The sequence below is a fragment of the Lacticaseibacillus casei DSM 20011 = JCM 1134 = ATCC 393 genome (assembly GCF_000829055.1).
GTDB classification, from domain to species: Bacteria; Bacillota; Bacilli; order Lactobacillales; family Lactobacillaceae; genus Lacticaseibacillus; species Lacticaseibacillus casei.
Window position 1 is genome coordinate 2,411,439 of sequence record NZ_AP012544.1, and the last position, 14,832, is coordinate 2,426,270.

15 protein-coding genes are annotated in these 14,832 nt (G+C 45.0%); 4 read left to right on the forward strand and 11 right to left on the reverse strand.

Annotated elements, in window-relative coordinates:
- Positions 1–7: 7 nt before the first annotated feature.
- The 4 genes from LBCZ_RS11590 to LBCZ_RS11605 all read right to left on the reverse strand — a co-directional run bounded on the left by LBCZ_RS11590 (position 8) and on the right by LBCZ_RS11605 (position 6,186).
- Positions 8–1,867, reverse strand: a complete 1,860-nt coding sequence (locus LBCZ_RS11590; protein ID WP_025012561.1) for a site-specific DNA-methyltransferase — start codon at positions 1,865–1,867, stop codon at positions 8–10.
- 13 nt (positions 1,868–1,880) lie between these two features.
- Positions 1,881–2,585, reverse strand: coding sequence for a DUF4391 domain-containing protein (locus LBCZ_RS11595; protein WP_025012560.1), 705 nt, complete (start codon positions 2,583–2,585; stop codon positions 1,881–1,883).
- A complete protein-coding gene (locus LBCZ_RS11600; RefSeq protein ID WP_025012559.1) occupies positions 2,572–5,856 on the reverse strand; it encodes a helicase-related protein in 3,285 nt (1,094 codons plus the stop codon). Before LBCZ_RS11600 ends, LBCZ_RS11595 begins: the two co-directional genes overlap by 14 nt.
- Positions 5,857–5,973: 117 nt before the next feature.
- Complete coding sequence (locus LBCZ_RS11605) at positions 5,974–6,186, reverse strand: helix-turn-helix domain-containing protein (protein WP_025012558.1); 213 nt, start codon at positions 6,184–6,186, stop codon at positions 5,974–5,976.
- A gap of 463 nt (positions 6,187–6,649) precedes the next feature.
- Here LBCZ_RS11605 and LBCZ_RS11610 point away from each other — a divergent pair, with 463 nt between their 5' ends.
- The 4 genes from LBCZ_RS11610 to LBCZ_RS11625 all read left to right on the forward strand — a co-directional run bounded on the left by LBCZ_RS11610 (position 6,650) and on the right by LBCZ_RS11625 (position 9,276).
- Complete coding sequence (locus LBCZ_RS11610) at positions 6,650–7,048, forward strand: sigma factor-like helix-turn-helix DNA-binding protein (protein ID WP_025012557.1); 399 nt, start codon at positions 6,650–6,652, stop codon at positions 7,046–7,048.
- Positions 7,049–7,068: 20 nt separating this feature from the next.
- Complete coding sequence (locus tag LBCZ_RS11615; RefSeq protein ID WP_025012556.1) at positions 7,069–7,341, forward strand: helix-turn-helix domain-containing protein; 273 nt, start codon at positions 7,069–7,071, stop codon at positions 7,339–7,341.
- 344 nt (positions 7,342–7,685) lie between these two features.
- On the forward strand, positions 7,686–7,946 hold the full coding sequence (locus tag LBCZ_RS11620) for a helix-turn-helix transcriptional regulator (RefSeq protein WP_032958427.1): 261 nt from the start codon (positions 7,686–7,688) through the stop codon (positions 7,944–7,946).
- 61 nt (positions 7,947–8,007) lie between these two features.
- Positions 8,008–9,276, forward strand: a complete 1,269-nt coding sequence (locus tag LBCZ_RS11625) for a site-specific integrase (protein WP_025012554.1) — start codon at positions 8,008–8,010, stop codon at positions 9,274–9,276.
- A gap of 209 nt (positions 9,277–9,485) precedes the next feature.
- Here the strand turns inward: LBCZ_RS11625 and rpsI are convergent, their stop codons facing one another.
- The 7 genes from rpsI to LBCZ_RS11660 all read right to left on the reverse strand — a co-directional run bounded on the left by rpsI (position 9,486) and on the right by LBCZ_RS11660 (position 14,799).
- The gene (gene rpsI / locus LBCZ_RS11630) at positions 9,486–9,878 is read right to left on the reverse strand and encodes a 30S ribosomal protein S9 (RefSeq protein WP_010492533.1); all 393 of its coding nucleotides are present in this window, start codon (positions 9,876–9,878) and stop codon (positions 9,486–9,488) included.
- 13 nt (positions 9,879–9,891) lie between these two features.
- The gene (gene rplM, locus LBCZ_RS11635) at positions 9,892–10,338 is read right to left on the reverse strand and encodes a 50S ribosomal protein L13 (RefSeq protein ID WP_005686771.1); all 447 of its coding nucleotides are present in this window, start codon (positions 10,336–10,338) and stop codon (positions 9,892–9,894) included.
- A 178-nt stretch (positions 10,339–10,516) separates the two neighbouring features.
- Positions 10,517–11,041, reverse strand: coding sequence for an efflux RND transporter periplasmic adaptor subunit (locus tag LBCZ_RS11640; protein WP_025012553.1), 525 nt, complete (start codon positions 11,039–11,041; stop codon positions 10,517–10,519).
- Positions 11,042–11,104: 63 nt separating this feature from the next.
- Entirely contained in the window at positions 11,105–11,887 is a 783-nt protein-coding gene (locus LBCZ_RS11645) for an HlyD family secretion protein (RefSeq protein ID WP_025012552.1), read from the reverse strand.
- A gap of 5 nt (positions 11,888–11,892) precedes the next feature.
- Entirely contained in the window at positions 11,893–13,089 is a 1,197-nt protein-coding gene (locus LBCZ_RS16585; protein ID WP_025012551.1) for an ATP-binding cassette domain-containing protein, read from the reverse strand.
- On the reverse strand, positions 13,089–14,069 hold the full coding sequence (locus LBCZ_RS11655; RefSeq protein ID WP_039639968.1) for a cysteine peptidase family C39 domain-containing protein: 981 nt from the start codon (positions 14,067–14,069) through the stop codon (positions 13,089–13,091). Before LBCZ_RS11655 ends, LBCZ_RS16585 begins: the two co-directional genes overlap by 1 nt.
- Before the next feature lie 130 nt (positions 14,070–14,199).
- Entirely contained in the window at positions 14,200–14,799 is a 600-nt protein-coding gene (locus LBCZ_RS11660) for a TetR/AcrR family transcriptional regulator (protein ID WP_025012548.1), read from the reverse strand.
- Positions 14,800–14,832 lie beyond the last annotated feature (33 nt).

Consider the following 14,832-nt stretch of genomic DNA (forward strand, 5'->3'; position numbering starts at 1 on the left):
GCACCCCCTATATCGACTGAATATCTGCATATTGAAAACCCGCATCGTTTAAAATTTCAATCGCGTTTAGTTTTTCACTATCGTCTTTAAAACCATTGTCTTGAAATACAACCGTAGCCCGTTCCATGTTAGAACGACGAAAGTCGTCAGCGACTGCAGCAGCAGTAGATAACGTAATTGTTTGATTACCAAGAACAACATAAAGTACGCCACCGGCGACAATGTACAGATCAGCGCCATCAATGTGCTGATCTTCAACTGGATAGCTAAGATCTAGTCCTTGTTTTAGTATAACTTCAGTTAGGATATCGTCATTAGAGCGACCCGGTATAAAATTATCTTCTAAAAGATTGATGTTGGAAACCGAAGATTCCGTATTCCACTGTGCAAAATTTGATTCTGAAATCGAATAAACCCTAAAGCCTCGGTCAAAAACAGCTTTAGAATTTTCTTTGGCAATCGTTGTCCCTGCAATTCTAATTCGTTCTTCACCAATTTCGGTTAATTTATGATAACCGGCCTTATAGGCTCCACTGCCTGCATCTAGTTCTTCAGCGATTTGTACTAAAATAAATCTTCTCTGCCCATGATCTTCAGCATTTAATTCCATTACTGCCTGTGCTGTGGTTGCACTTCCTGAAAAGAAATCCATAACTATTGCATTCTTCGAATTCGACCATATTAGAAATCTCTTAATCAACGCAACTGGCTTAGGGTAATCAAATACCTTAAATCCAAACATGCTCATTAACTCTTTAGTACCAGTCTTCGTTGTCCCTGCATCCAGTAGAATAGAACTCGGTGTCTTTACATCACCTTTTGCTATTCTTTCTTTGTAAAACATCTTCCTCTTGGGGGCGGAATCTCCGCGAAGTCCAAATGCGATTCTTCCATCAGCAAGTAATTCTTTGAAAGTCTTCTCATTGTATGCCCAAATACGTCCATTCACGGGCATATATGACTCGCCTGTTGCTGGATTCACAATGGGATAAACTGTTGCGCCACCGGTATGGTTTGCATCAATTGGAACTAATTTCCATGGTCCTCTCGGATCATCGTCCGGGTTGCTGTACTCAGTTGGATCAATTGGATCTCCACCAAAATCTAAGTTACTTTTAGATTTTGCAAATATCAAAGTGTGATTATGGTTTAGGGAAATTTCATGATCGTTAGAAATGGACGTGCGCGACTGCCAAATAACGTCGTTTAGAAAATTTTGCTCACCAAAAATCTCGTCCATCATCTTTTTTAGATTGGCTTGTTCACCATCATCAATGCTGACAAAGATCACGCCGTCATCTCTCAAAAAAGTTTGCGCCAATTTCAACCGACTATACATCATGTTTAACCAATCAGTGTGGAACTTTCCATTTGACTCTGTATTGGTTGCGTAATGTGAACCCAAAGAATCAGTCTGGTTAGTCTCAGCCAGATAAGAATCTGTATCAGTGGTGAAGTCATCGTGATACACAAAATCCTTGCCCGTGTTGTAAGGTGGATCAATATAGATTACCTTCACCTTGTGAGCGTAACTCTTCTGAATAATCTTTAGAGCGTCTAAGTTATCTCCCTCAATGTAGATATTGCCTGTATTCTCCCAGTCTAACGAAGATTGTTTCTGCGGCAGGAGTGTCTTCATCGTTGGCTGTTGAGCGGTTTGCATTGCGGCAAGTTTCCCATGCCACGTAAACTTATACTTCTCTTCAGATTCATCCACCTCTTCACCGAGAATCGTTTTCAACACGTCAAAATCAATCTTTCCCTCAGTAACAACCTCCGGGAAAAGGGCCTTTAATTGATTAATATTCTCTTCTGTGAGATTAGATGAAGTTCCCTCCATTGGCTTAAAGCTACGATCATTTGTCATAATGTTCTCCCTGTTAGTTTGACAATAATTGATTAAGTAATTTTTTCTTCTCAGCAAGCTTTAGCTGCAATTCAACTCTCAAATTAAGCTGGTCTTCTTTCATGACTTCATCATGAAGCGTCTCGATCTCAGCCTGCAAACGCAAAACTTCAGAGTAACTCTTAATATCGATGTCCATCGGTGATTTATTAAAATTGGCTTGAAGTGTCACCGATAAGACCCGATTTTGAATTCCCTTATAATATTCAAAGAGCGTTGTTCCAGGTTCTTTTGTAGGGACCAGCATTGAATCCATAAAATGATTGCTCAGGATGCTTGAAATCACGACTCGTTCTATGCCCATCTCATGAGCCTTGCCATAACTATATTCTGCAACACCAACTGTGATTCGATTGTCAAGGTCAAAGAAAATGATTAGTGGATACGGAATAGCAGAATTAATCTGGCGAAATATTGCTTCTTCTCGGTCACTGTTCCTGACCCGGACGTAGAACACTTCGATTTCTTCAACTGGTGTCTCACCATCATTAGTAATCGTAAATCCGCTATTATTCGGCCGCACACTACTCAACCAATAGACCGTGTCGACATCTGACTGTATCAGTCCTTGCCCCTTTGATGATGACATATGTTCATAAAACTGACGCTTAGGAACGTTTCGGTTGATTATTGTCGGCTGCGGAAGGCGCAATATCTTAATTAGATCACTTGTTTCCATCGATGGCCTCCTTAACAATCAAAAATGAAATCAGTTCAAAGTCGCTTTCCTGTGCAACTGCTTCGGCAGCATCCATAGCAGTCCCACCTGGGGTAAAGAGCGAATTAATGCCCACCTCAATTTTCTTTCCTTTAATTGACTGGATTGCCTCATTCAGCAGTTCAGAGTAGTGACTCATATCGCGTCCACCATTGGTCTCGGCATTAAAACGCGTAACTACGTCCTCTAAAATACTAGTTTGGCCCAGACACAAACGTTTAAAGTAATCAAGAATCTGCTTTGCATACATGTAATTTAACTTCACTTCTCCGTCCGTCGACATGTATACCAGCAAGAATGGGGCAAGACTATTATCCTGACGTTGCGTCTCCCCAGATTGACGCAACACAAGAATTGCTCCGGGTACTGCTTCATTTAATAGGCTTGCAGAGGTGACCGCGTACATCCCCTTGGGAGCGCGGTTTAACTCTGCTTCATGTTCCTTTAAAGCTCCCGTCAAATCCTGTTTGAACTCATTGAAAGTTAAATCTGTGATTGAGATGGAGCCATTCATGTCTTCGAGATCCACCACCTCATTCTGCAATTGTTGTAGCTGTTCTCGCCGATAATCGAGGTCCGTATGTTCGCGTTCAGTCTGAAGGACATTATCATCCCCAGTCGCAGACACGTCCAACAGCGTCATTCTGCTCCGCACCCTGTCTTCCAAATCAAGGTAGACGTCAAGATCAACATCTGGCCAGAAATTAACAAGTTGAATTTGAGAATTCTTGGATCCGATGCGATCGATTCGACCAAAGCGCTGAATGATTCGCACCGGATTCCAATGAATGTCATAGTTTACGAGGTAGTCCGCGTCCTGCAAGTTTTGGCCTTCAGAGATAGCATCGGTAGCAATCAGGACATCAATTTCTTCTGGTGCACGTCTATCGTTGGCATCGCGCTGCTTCGCTAACGGGGCGAAGTTAAGCAGTATATCGTTCATGTCCGTTACTTTCACGCCAGCCATATTTGTCTTATTCTTCGACTGACCGCCTGTAATCAACGCTGTATTAAGTCCGTACTTTGTTTTGATAGTTCCCGCTAAATTATCGTACAAATAAGCGGCTGTATCCGCGAAAGCCGTGAAAATAATAATCTTCTTATTATTGGCGTTGAGCGGGTGCTGCCATTTTTCTTCCATCAGTCCGTATAAATCAGCAAGTTTTGCATCGTTCTCTGGTTTAACTGTGGTTGCATCGTTTGCAAGGTTTCGAAGAATGTTTCGATCATCCTCGAGATCCTGACGCCAGCGAATTCTATCAATATCACCTATTAAGATTTTGACCTTTTTACCTACCGCTTCAGCATCAAACGCATCCGCGATATCGTCATCATCTTCGAAAGCCGTGATGCTAGCCAGTTCGTCAACGTTCTGGTTAGCCTCATCAATTTTTCTGATTGCATCGTCAACGGAATCCAGCATTCTCTGAAGTGTCAGCCCAAATGAATTGACTGAACTTTCAAGCCGCTTCAATAAGTTGGTTCGAATTAAGCCCGTTAAGGCCTGCTCACGATCTTCTTGCCGGAATGTGGCATTGCCTCTTCCAGTCTTAGTATCGTAAAGAGCGGCATACTTAGCCTTTTTATTCGGCATAACGTATGCCATTGGCTGAAATAATGCTAACCGCAACCGTCCAATCGATTCGTACGTATCGTTGAGTGGCGGGAACTGTCCTGATAAATCGATTTGAGACTTGATGGTCTTTGGTCGTAGTCGTATTGGAAAGCTGCCGAGTGCGGCAGAATCATAGAATTTTTCAATATGCTTCCGACTACGGGCAATCGTAAATCTATCTAGTATCTCAAAATAGCCAGGATTAACCATGTCTAGGAAACGCTGGGTGGTGCGCTTGCTCGGCTGAAGTAGTGACCACTCGTTAAAACGCGTTTGAGCGCGACGCAACTCCTCGTCGATATTTGCAACCCCGTACTTCCGTAGTGCATGCTCGTCGCCCTCTGTAATGAAGCTAATCTGGTTTTTAATGTCATTCATGCGATTGTTGACCGGTGTTGCTGATAGCATCAGTACCTTCGTTTTTGTGCCTTGCTTGATAATGTCTTCCATCAAACGCTCATAGCGACTCTGACGGCCATCGTAATGATTATTGTTACGGAAATTATGTGACTCATCAATCACGACAAGATCATAATTCGCCCAGTTCAACGTGGACAAATTGATATCCCCAGAATAGCCTGAGGTACGACTTAAATCGGTATGATTCAGAACGTCAAAGCCAAATCGGTCAGCAGCCAGAAAGTTCGTCTTAGTGTTCTGCGTCCACGTCACCCAGTTCTCGCGTAAACGTTTCGGTGCCAGTACCAAGACGCGATCGTTTCTCAATTCGTAATACTTAATAACTGCTAGGGCTGAGAAGGTCTTCCCCAAGCCAACCGAATCCGCTAACAGTGCACCGTTGTACTTCTCTAGTTTTTCAATCAGGCCAACAACACCATCTCGCTGAAATGGATACAGGGCATTCCACACCTTTGTCTCTTTGAAACCGGTACCCTTTCGAATGATATTGTCTTCGTCTAATTCGTCAAGGCGATCGTTAAATAAATGGTAGAGCGACACGAAATAGAGCCACTCCGGGCTCTTCTCCTGTGCCATTTTTTGAATCCTATCGATGACCGACTGGTCAACTGAGACAGTTTTGCTTTTGTCGTTCCAGGCTGCATTAAACGAGTCTGTCATGCTCGCATTCACCTCAGACAGATTCATTAATGCTGTCATTGGCGTAAGATTGCTCGACTCCGTTAAACCGATACCATCACCCGTAAAGCTAAAAGTGCTCTGAATGACAAAGGAGCTTGCACCCTCTGTATTACCATTGAGAATCAACATCGGGGCCATTGTCGTTTGCCCTTTAATCTTCTTGAACTCAATCTTTCGTTTAATCATCTTTGAAATATCTTTAGCGATGGACGCATTCATCATCTGATTGCGAAGTCGAATCTCATAATTATTGCCAGCAATCTGATTCCGTTTCTGGGCAATCTCATAACGCCGTAAATAATCAGATACTGGTTGTTCAAAAATATCTTCGATGAGGATGATCCTAACCCGACTCAAATTTCTAAGCTGATCCATCAACGCATTTAAGGCAAAGATAGAAAAGGCTGGCGTTACAATGTCTAGGGAACTCCCTGAGGCAATACTGGTCTGCAACAAATGTAGAACAGTATTGTCACCTTGATTTGTAATAACTTTAACTGGGTTACTCTCTGACATACGCTTACCTCTTTCCGACTAATTTCTACTTGTTGGTGTAAACACTAATATGTGCTCGGTACGCGACCCATTGAATATCGGGAAGTACAATTCACAACAGAATGCAAACCCGAGTATTTATTTTCGGTTCTCGGACTTAATACTAACGATGTCGCCGATATCAACATTTAGAGCTTCACCAATTTTAATGAGTGACTCCATCGAAACAGGCTGATCTTTTCCTAACTTTGCGATGACATTTGCGCTCACACCAGCTTGCTCTTTCAACTGTGTTTTATTGATGTCTTGGTCAATTAAGGTCTTCCAGAGTCCTTTATATGAAATCGTCATCATGCCACCTCACTTATCATTTTAGTATATCATTAACTAGCAATATTAGCTCACGGATTCGTGATGTAACCTTTTATTTTATGTAGAAATATTTGCATATTGGATTCCCATGTACCTCATCCGATTTAGAATCGATTAAATCTATAAAAATATTCAGCTCGGCTGCGCTGTGACCATGAATCCAAGCGCATATTTAGCTCACTGTAACGTGTTACCAACAGGAACACCGTTTTAGTAAATGGGGCGCATTGAATTGGATCCTCACCAATGCTGGCTCTATCGCAGTATCTGTTACGCTGTATCTCAACCCGGTTCTATAGGTTACGCACTCAAACCATCGGCATTTTTACCGATGGTTTTTATTTTGTGTCATTTACACAAAAATATATTGAAACCGGTTTCACATCTCGATTTTTTTTCGTCTGTTATTAAGAAGAGCTCAAAATATTAGGAGGTTATCACGATGAGTAGCGAACGTGAAGTGTCAAAGATGTTCATCAGGTATGTTCAAGACGGGTTAAGAAACGAACGCATCGATCGATACCGCGCCGGTCTTAGACTGATTAATACAACACCGCTTGAAGACTGGCTACTTGAAGAAATCCGGGAGCCTTACCATCTCCAAGATTTCACCTTGACCCTTGAGGAAATTGCAGAGTTGGAGAATTTTGTTGACGACGAGCGGTTGTCAAAGGCCGTCGCAACTCTTTCAACAGCTGATAAGATGGTTTTGTATCAGTATTACTACGATGAACTCAACGACGTGGAAATCGGTAGTCAGGTAGGTATAACTAGCCAAGGAGCAAATAAGCGCAGGCGGCGCGCATTGCAAAGGATTAAGGCAGCATACGAAAATATGTAGCGCGTGCGGAGGAGTATTCAATGCATTACACACAGATCGATAACCTGATCCCGGTTATCTTGGCAGCGCAGGGTGGAGATGATGAGGCAATGTCCCAACTACTAATAATGTTCAATCACGACTTCAACCGTGAGGCGGCATTTGGAAAAAGCTATGTCGATCCGGATTTGAAGCAAGAACTTCAAATTAAATTTGTGTACATCGTCAAACACTTCGACGTTGAAAAGCATTTGGCAGAGTCGTCCACAAACTCAAGTCGGAAACTCAAGTTCACGTCATTAAATAATAATTAATTTCGGATATGGTTTCATTTCCGAACTCACCTGTCGTCTGATATATCAGAGGCAGGTTTTTATTTGGCCCGCCATGTCCTTTGATAACTTAATAGCATCATTCAGCAACGAAGGCTCCGCAACGCCATGACCTCTCACGAGCGAGCGACTAACCCAGTGAGCCGGATACTTGTACGTCACCCTGACGAAACGAGGGAAAGAGGCTCTCTTTGAGATTCTCGATAGCCGATTGGAATCGGGCTGAATGATGAACTGTTCTTCACAACATCAGTTTCGCCAACACTGCGAAGAAGGAGGTGTGTCATATTTCAGCGCAAGCAATAGAAGCGCCAATCGATTTTCCAATGGACGATCAGAACGTGATTGCGATTCGTAACGCTCTGTCTACCTTGTTTCTCGATGAAGTTAACAGGGCTCGCGAAGAACAATCACAGCATGATCGGTACCTGTTGAAGATGGAGTTGTGCGCGTACTTGAAGATTTCTAACAATACCTTGGACAAGTGGATTGAGCTTGGCCTACCAAGAATCAACATCTGTGGTGTTGTTCGCTATGATCGCGACGCAGTTGATGGATGGCTTCGCAAACGCGTTGAAGGATGGTAATATGTCGATGTAGCTTTACATCCTGTTCAAGCTCGTTGACAAACAACAGGAGGTAAATATCATGTCTATTACTAAAACTGATGCAGGCACTTACTTTGTGGAGGTGTTCTACCCTAAAGATATTCGCGGCATTCTTGGCGTGAAAGTTCCACGTTACCGTAAAACCGTAGCGACAAAGTTGGAAGCCAGAACGCTGCAAAAACAGGTCGATGAGAAAATTAAGGAGGCTCAAAAAACACAATCAGCAAGTGCTATCAAGAAGAACGGGGAAATGCTATTCAAGAACTTTTACCGCGAAGTCTGGTGGCCGCTGTACGCTGCTGGCGCAACCGGACGTATTCGTATTATTCCTTCAGAGGAAACTCAAGCGAATACACGCAATATTTTCCGACTTCACCTGCTTCCAATGTTCGGCGAGTATTCAATGACTTACTTAAATCTCAATAAGCAGTTCGTCATGCAAGAACTGGCAATTCTGTCAGAGAAGTACGCAAACATTCGCACAGTCAAGTCTTACGTCAGTCAGATGTTTGATACCGCCGAAATGGTGGACTTCATCGATGTGAACCGGCTAGAAAAAGCTATTTCCTCCATCGGCAGTCCCAAAAAGGAACGGCTCGCCACTCGTCGCAAGATGACTGGCGAATCACTTTCCGCTGATGAAATGGTGGCTTGGCTCGACGCTGCCAACACAGATCACGAAAACGGCAAGTTAAGTGATCAAGATTATCTGTTACTTCTCCTTACACTCCACCTCGGAGATCGCAAGGGTGAATCATACGGATTGCAATGGAAGCACGTTGACTTCAACACCGGCTATGTTCTGATTATTCAAGCACTCAAGAAAAGCGGTAAGGTCGGTCCAACCAAGGCCAAGAAGGAAACCTCCCACGCTTTACCGCCGATTTTGATCCCGATGTTGAGAGAATGGCACGACAAACAAGCCATTGAACTCGTAGAAGTAAACCTAGAGTCTGGGCCAAACCAGTTTCTGTTTACCTACACGAACTTCCAAGGTGGGATCAACCAACCGTTACATGCCGACTATCTCAACTATCGTCTGAATTCAATCTATAAGCGCCACCCTGACCTCGTTCGGGTCACACCGCACAAGTTGCGGCATACGTTCTCAACACTTGCACGTCAAGGTGGTGCCAGCTTACAGCTGATCTCCGAAGCACTGTCACATTCCAGCATCAAGACCACGCGCGTGTATGTCAACACGCCTGATATTGTTGGTCTGGATGTTCATGATAAGTTCGCTGAACGAATCGCACAAGCAAGAGCGAACTCACTCGCACAGGAAATGAAACTCAACGAAATTCATTAAAATTGACGCACAAAAGAACGTAAGACTAGGACACGCGCCCCAAAAATTCTTGGAGCCAGGATTTCTCAAGCGAAAGACGCGCACAAATTACGCCCTAATTGAGGGGTCAAAAAAAGTGGCTCGCCCTAATTGGGAGAACCACTTTCCGAGTTCGAGATATGCTTGAAACGTTGTCGTAGCAACGTTTCCATATCGATAGCATAACGCTATTACCGTTTGCTAAATTGTGATGCTTTACGTGCCTTCTTGAGACCGTACTTCTTCCGTTCCTTCATACGAGGGTCACGGGTCAGCATGCCGGCCTTCTTAAGTGGGCCGCGGAAGTCAGGGTCAACTGTCAACAGGGCACGGGCAATGCCGTGACGAGTTGCGCCAGCTTGGCCAGAGAAGCCGCCGCCATTGACGTTAACAAGAACGTCGTAGCTGCCAGTGGTTTCGGTGATGCCAAATGGCTGAGTTAAATCGGTGATCAGGTTTTCATATGGAAGGTAGTCGCGAACGTCTTTACCGTTCATCGTGATCTTGCCGGTGCCGGGAACCAAACGGACCCGGGCAACGGAGTTCTTGCGACGACCTGTACCTGCATATTGTACTTGTGCCACAGTAATTGCCTCCTTAGATTAAGTTTGAAATGTCGAGTACTTCTGGCTTCTGTGCCAAATGCGGGTGTTCCTCCCCAGCATAGACATGAAGCTTCAGGAATTGCTGATGGCCAAGTGTATTCTTGGTCGGAAGCATCTTCTTAACAGAATATTCAACCAGACGTGCCGGGTTGTCCCGCAAGAGATCCCCAGCAATTTCATGTTTCAAACCACCTGGATGCTGACTGTGACGATAGTAAATCTTGTCTGAGGCTTTTTTGCCAGTCAACTTTAGCTTGGAAGCATTGATAACGATCACATTGTCACCGGTATCAACGTTTGGGGTGAATTGCGGCTTGTTCTTACCACGCAAGATCGAAGCAACGACAGATGACAGACGACCCAACGCGATATCCGTTGCGTCAATCACATACCATTTACGTTCGATTTCACCTGGCTTAGCCAAAAATGTTGTACGCACGATTTGTTTCCTCCATAATTCTGTGCTTGTTTGAACACGTTAAGTTTCCGGGGCTTATCGTGGGGCAAACAATACCAGCTACTAGAATACCAACGATTCAGGCCTAAGTCAATGTTAAATTACAATGCTAGTGAGCGTAACTCGACATGTTTTTTACATAACCACAAAACTTCTTACATTAAATGCCAAGTTTCCGCACCAATGCCTGCCAGGAAGATTGCGAGCCAGTAACGATCGAAGCATCTACCGTTATTCTGTCATGAAGCCGGGCAAGTTGCGATCGACTAACCCGACTCTGAACCGTTATCTGCAAGTTTTCTTGCTGCAACTGATTTACTGACGGTATCTGCGTGACTTTTCCGGTAAGTATAGGTGTGTCCCCAGCATTTGGTTCGACTTTTACACGCACCTGCTGACCACGTTTAACGCTAGAAAAGTCCTTTTTTGCGACCTTCAAGTTGAAGCTAATTGAAGATTGGTGATTTTGCTCGGGTAAAATCCGGCCAATTACCTGTTTTTTACCGATGATTTGCTGATTAGCCACCGCTGACTGGCGAAAATAGATCAACCCTGTTACTGGTGCTTTAATAGTTTGCGGTTGGCTAGCGTGCCTTAAGTCATCGGCTTTTGCCTCAAGCTTTCCAAGGGTTTGCTGGATGCGTTTCGCGTCTGCTACGATCGTTTGTTCAGTTATGGTTTGCAAAGTCGTTAGAAAAGTTTCTGCACTGGCCTGACCAGTTCCTGTCGTTTGTTGATTTTCTTGCTGCTATGCTTGCAAGGCAGCCAGTTGTTTTTGCCGATCATTTAATCGACCTTGCAGTTGGGCAAGATCTTGGGTTTGAATGGCCGCCTTCCCCGCTGCATCTGCGGTGGCGACTGCCTGCTGGTAATGTTGATAAAAGCCAGCATAAGGATTCTCGGCGGCAACACTTCCTTGACCGTGAATGGCAGCTTCAGCAACTTGAATCTGGCTGATCTCGGTCGCCGTCTGAGCGATTATCGTTGTCAGCAGCTGGTCAACTTCCTGCTTTTTGCTAGTAAGCGCCTGGTTGTCACTCGCCGCCGCATTTCCAGATAACGTCTGCGTCACCATTTGCCGTTGGTTTAAATAAGTCTGTACCGCTTGTTGATAGCCATATTGATCGGTTTCGGAAAAAAGATTCTTATTTTGGTCAACGCTTTGTCCGAACATTTGCAATTGCTTTTGTTGTTTTTTCAGGTCGGTTATCTGACTGGCAAGATCGTCAATTCGATCAGTATCAGCGGTTACGCGATAAACCAAAATAGGCTGATTTTTGCGAACCCTTTGGCCGAACTGCATCATGACTCGGGTGATAGTCGCCGGACCTTGTACATAAAGCGCCCGGCCTCGCTGACTGGTAGCCATGGTGCCATTTGCCTGAATGGCTTTTTCTTGTTTGGTGAAGGCCAAAAACAGAACGACGAGACAAACAAACACGATGAATGGTAAGGCAATCCAACGCTTAAAATGCTTGAAACGCCGGGTAAAATCAGTAGCCGTCACCAATTGATTTTCTCTTTGACTCATGGCGACTACCTCCTCAGCATTTGGACATAATACCCGTGCTTGGCAAACAAAATCGGATAGCTTCCCTGCTCAACGATGCGGCCATTAACCAACACAACAATTTTATCGGCATTACGCGCTAGCTGCGGTTGTTGCGTCATTAAAATAATCGTTCGGTCCTTGATCGCAAATAGGCGATCAAGGATTCGCTCAGCCATGGCACTTTCGATCTGACTAAAAGTCCCGTCAAAAATAAGCACTTTTGCCGGCGATAGTAGCGCCCGGGCGATTGCCAGCCGCTGTTTTTGACTCGCTGTCAGCGTTGCAGTATTGGCATCAACCAGTGTGTAGACTAGGTTTGGCAGGTTTGTAATGTCATCGGCAATCTCGGCCGTTTCAGAAGCAGCATCCATATCATCATCAGTCACGTCAGATCGATTGCCAAGACGCAGATTGTCCAGGATGGAGCCGGAGAAAATCACCGGTCGTTCTGGAACATAGGCAACATATTGGCGTAGTAGCGACAAGTGAATGTCATTGATATTCGTTTGGTTAAAAGTGATCGTTTCACTTCCGGCGTCGAGTGGCCATAAGCCATCAATCAAACGTGCCAAAGTCGTTTTACCAGCACCACTTGCGCCAACGATTGCCATGTTATGATTTGGCATAATCGATAAATCAATCTTTTGTAAAACCGGCTGTTTTTGCCGATAGCCAAACGTAACTTGGCTTAATTTAATCGTCCCGGCAATTTGTTGCGTCTCACTGACGCGCCGTTGTTGATCAGCCGCACTGCTTGACGGAAGATCACGCAAACGGCTGTCGGCAACAGCGATTAATTGCCGTTGCGGCTGCAACCGCACCACCTGTGTCAAGTGGCTGATAAAGTAAACGAATAAGGCAGCAAATGCTACCAATTGGCCGAGGCTAAGTTGTTGCGTTAAGACCATGCCGGCACCTAGCCATAAAAGACCGACTGTTAAAATGAAATGAAACGCCCGCTGCACCGCCCGTTCAAGTTGCACAAACTGCAGCTGAGCAAACTTTTTATGTAAATCATCGGCAAACGCCTGATCAACTCGCCGAAAAAGATCAGGTTCGGCACGTAACGCCTGCATTGCCTCAACGCCACGAAGGCCTTCAGTAATTTCGGTGCTAAGCGCCACATCGGACTGACTCGTAGCGTAACCGGCTGCTCGCAAACGATCACGAAAAAGCCACATCAGTAAGGCATCCCGAATATAGCCAGAACGGCTAGTAGCGCCAACTTCCAGTTCATACCAACCAGTAAAACAAGTAATATTGTCGCAGCAAGTGTTTCAAGCCATTGGGTCGCAAGTGTTTTGGCAGCAACCCCAATGAGTCGATTCGTTTCAGCCACTTGCGCAGTGAGCGCTTGTCGTTGTCGATTCAAAAAAGGCAACGGCATTGCGTATAACCGCCGCACGTAGGCCAAGGTCACATCAATCATGAGCCGCTGATCCAACATCCCCAACAAAAGCTCACGGCCCCAGGTCAGCACTGCTTCAAAAAGCCCTGCTCCCATTAGTGCAAGCGCCATGATGGCTAACGGCCTCATTAATCCATTCGGCAGATAAGTATCCACAATGATCTGGAGGAAAAAAGCTCCTGCAACACTGGTACCTGTTGTCGCTAGCACCGCAAGTATCAAATGCACCAAAGCCACTTTTTGCTGCAAAATCAACGCTTTAATCGTCCGTAAAGGTGATGAAGGCATTTTAACGGCTGTATGGTTCAATCTCTGTTTAATAATAGCGCCAGCTGCAGCCCAGGTTTGGTTGAATTGTTGATAGGATAACCACTTAACACCAACCGTCACATCAGGATCTGCTACCAACAAATGCCGTTTGGTGATTTTGAAGACAACAGCAAAGCGCTGCTGGCCGGCCTGCGCGTCTCGGCTCGCCACAATAAGCGGGGTTTCGTTTAAACGCTTCGGGGTGATGCTGATACCACTTTTCGTTGTGAAATGAAGTGCCTCGGCAGCATGAATCAGGTCATCTAATGTCGTCCCGGTCTGGTCCACTTCAGCCAGTGCCCGCAAACGCGTCGGTGATATCTCTGCCCCATAAAATTTTAAAACCATGCGCAAAGCTGCAACGCTGCTTTCTCGCGCGTCAGCTTGTGGCACATAGTCACACCGATTGACATGTCTCACCCAAAAATTCCCGGTAACCCTCATGCGCGTGCTCCCCTTGTTGCTATGCTTGATCAACCTTTAATTAATACTAAGCTTATCACAAAAATTAAAATGTTTGTTATTTAAAAGAGGACTGAGGCCGTTAATCTCATGAACAAAAGAAGTCCCCACATCACTTTTTTTCGTCCGTTCGGCTAACACCCGTACAAAACATCTGCAACGCCCGATCAAGTGGCAGTTGTTGTTGGAAGCCACCGTTTTCTGCAGTATTAGACGGTCGCAAATAAACAGCCAGAACGTTTAAAAAATATAACGTGACTTCGCGAGGCTGATACACCTTCAGTAATTCTGATTGAAAACCCGCAAAAAAGCGATCTAACGGCGCGAGCAGACTGTCCTGCCATGCCTTGAAAACCCGTCCGCGCGCGCTGGCCTTCAAGCTGGCGATATCGTGAATCACCATCTGCAGGTTCATATCATTGTCATCGGTCAAAACATGCCCTAAATGGTTCACCTTAGCGGCTAGACTGCCACTGCCGGTTTGCGCCGATGCGATTTTGGCCGCCATGCTGTCACTCACCTGCATCACCACTGCCAAGTACAGTTTTTCTTTGGTGCCGAAGTAGTGATACAGCAACGGTTGCTGCACGTTGCTGGCTTCAGCAATCATCCGCGTCGTGACGCTGGCATAGCCGTTAGTCATAAATAATGTCTGCGCTGCGGCCAAAATGCGTGCAATGGTCGCCTTCTTTTGCTGTTCTCGTTGATTCATTTTTACCAAGCCCTTTTTATTTATCAATTGATA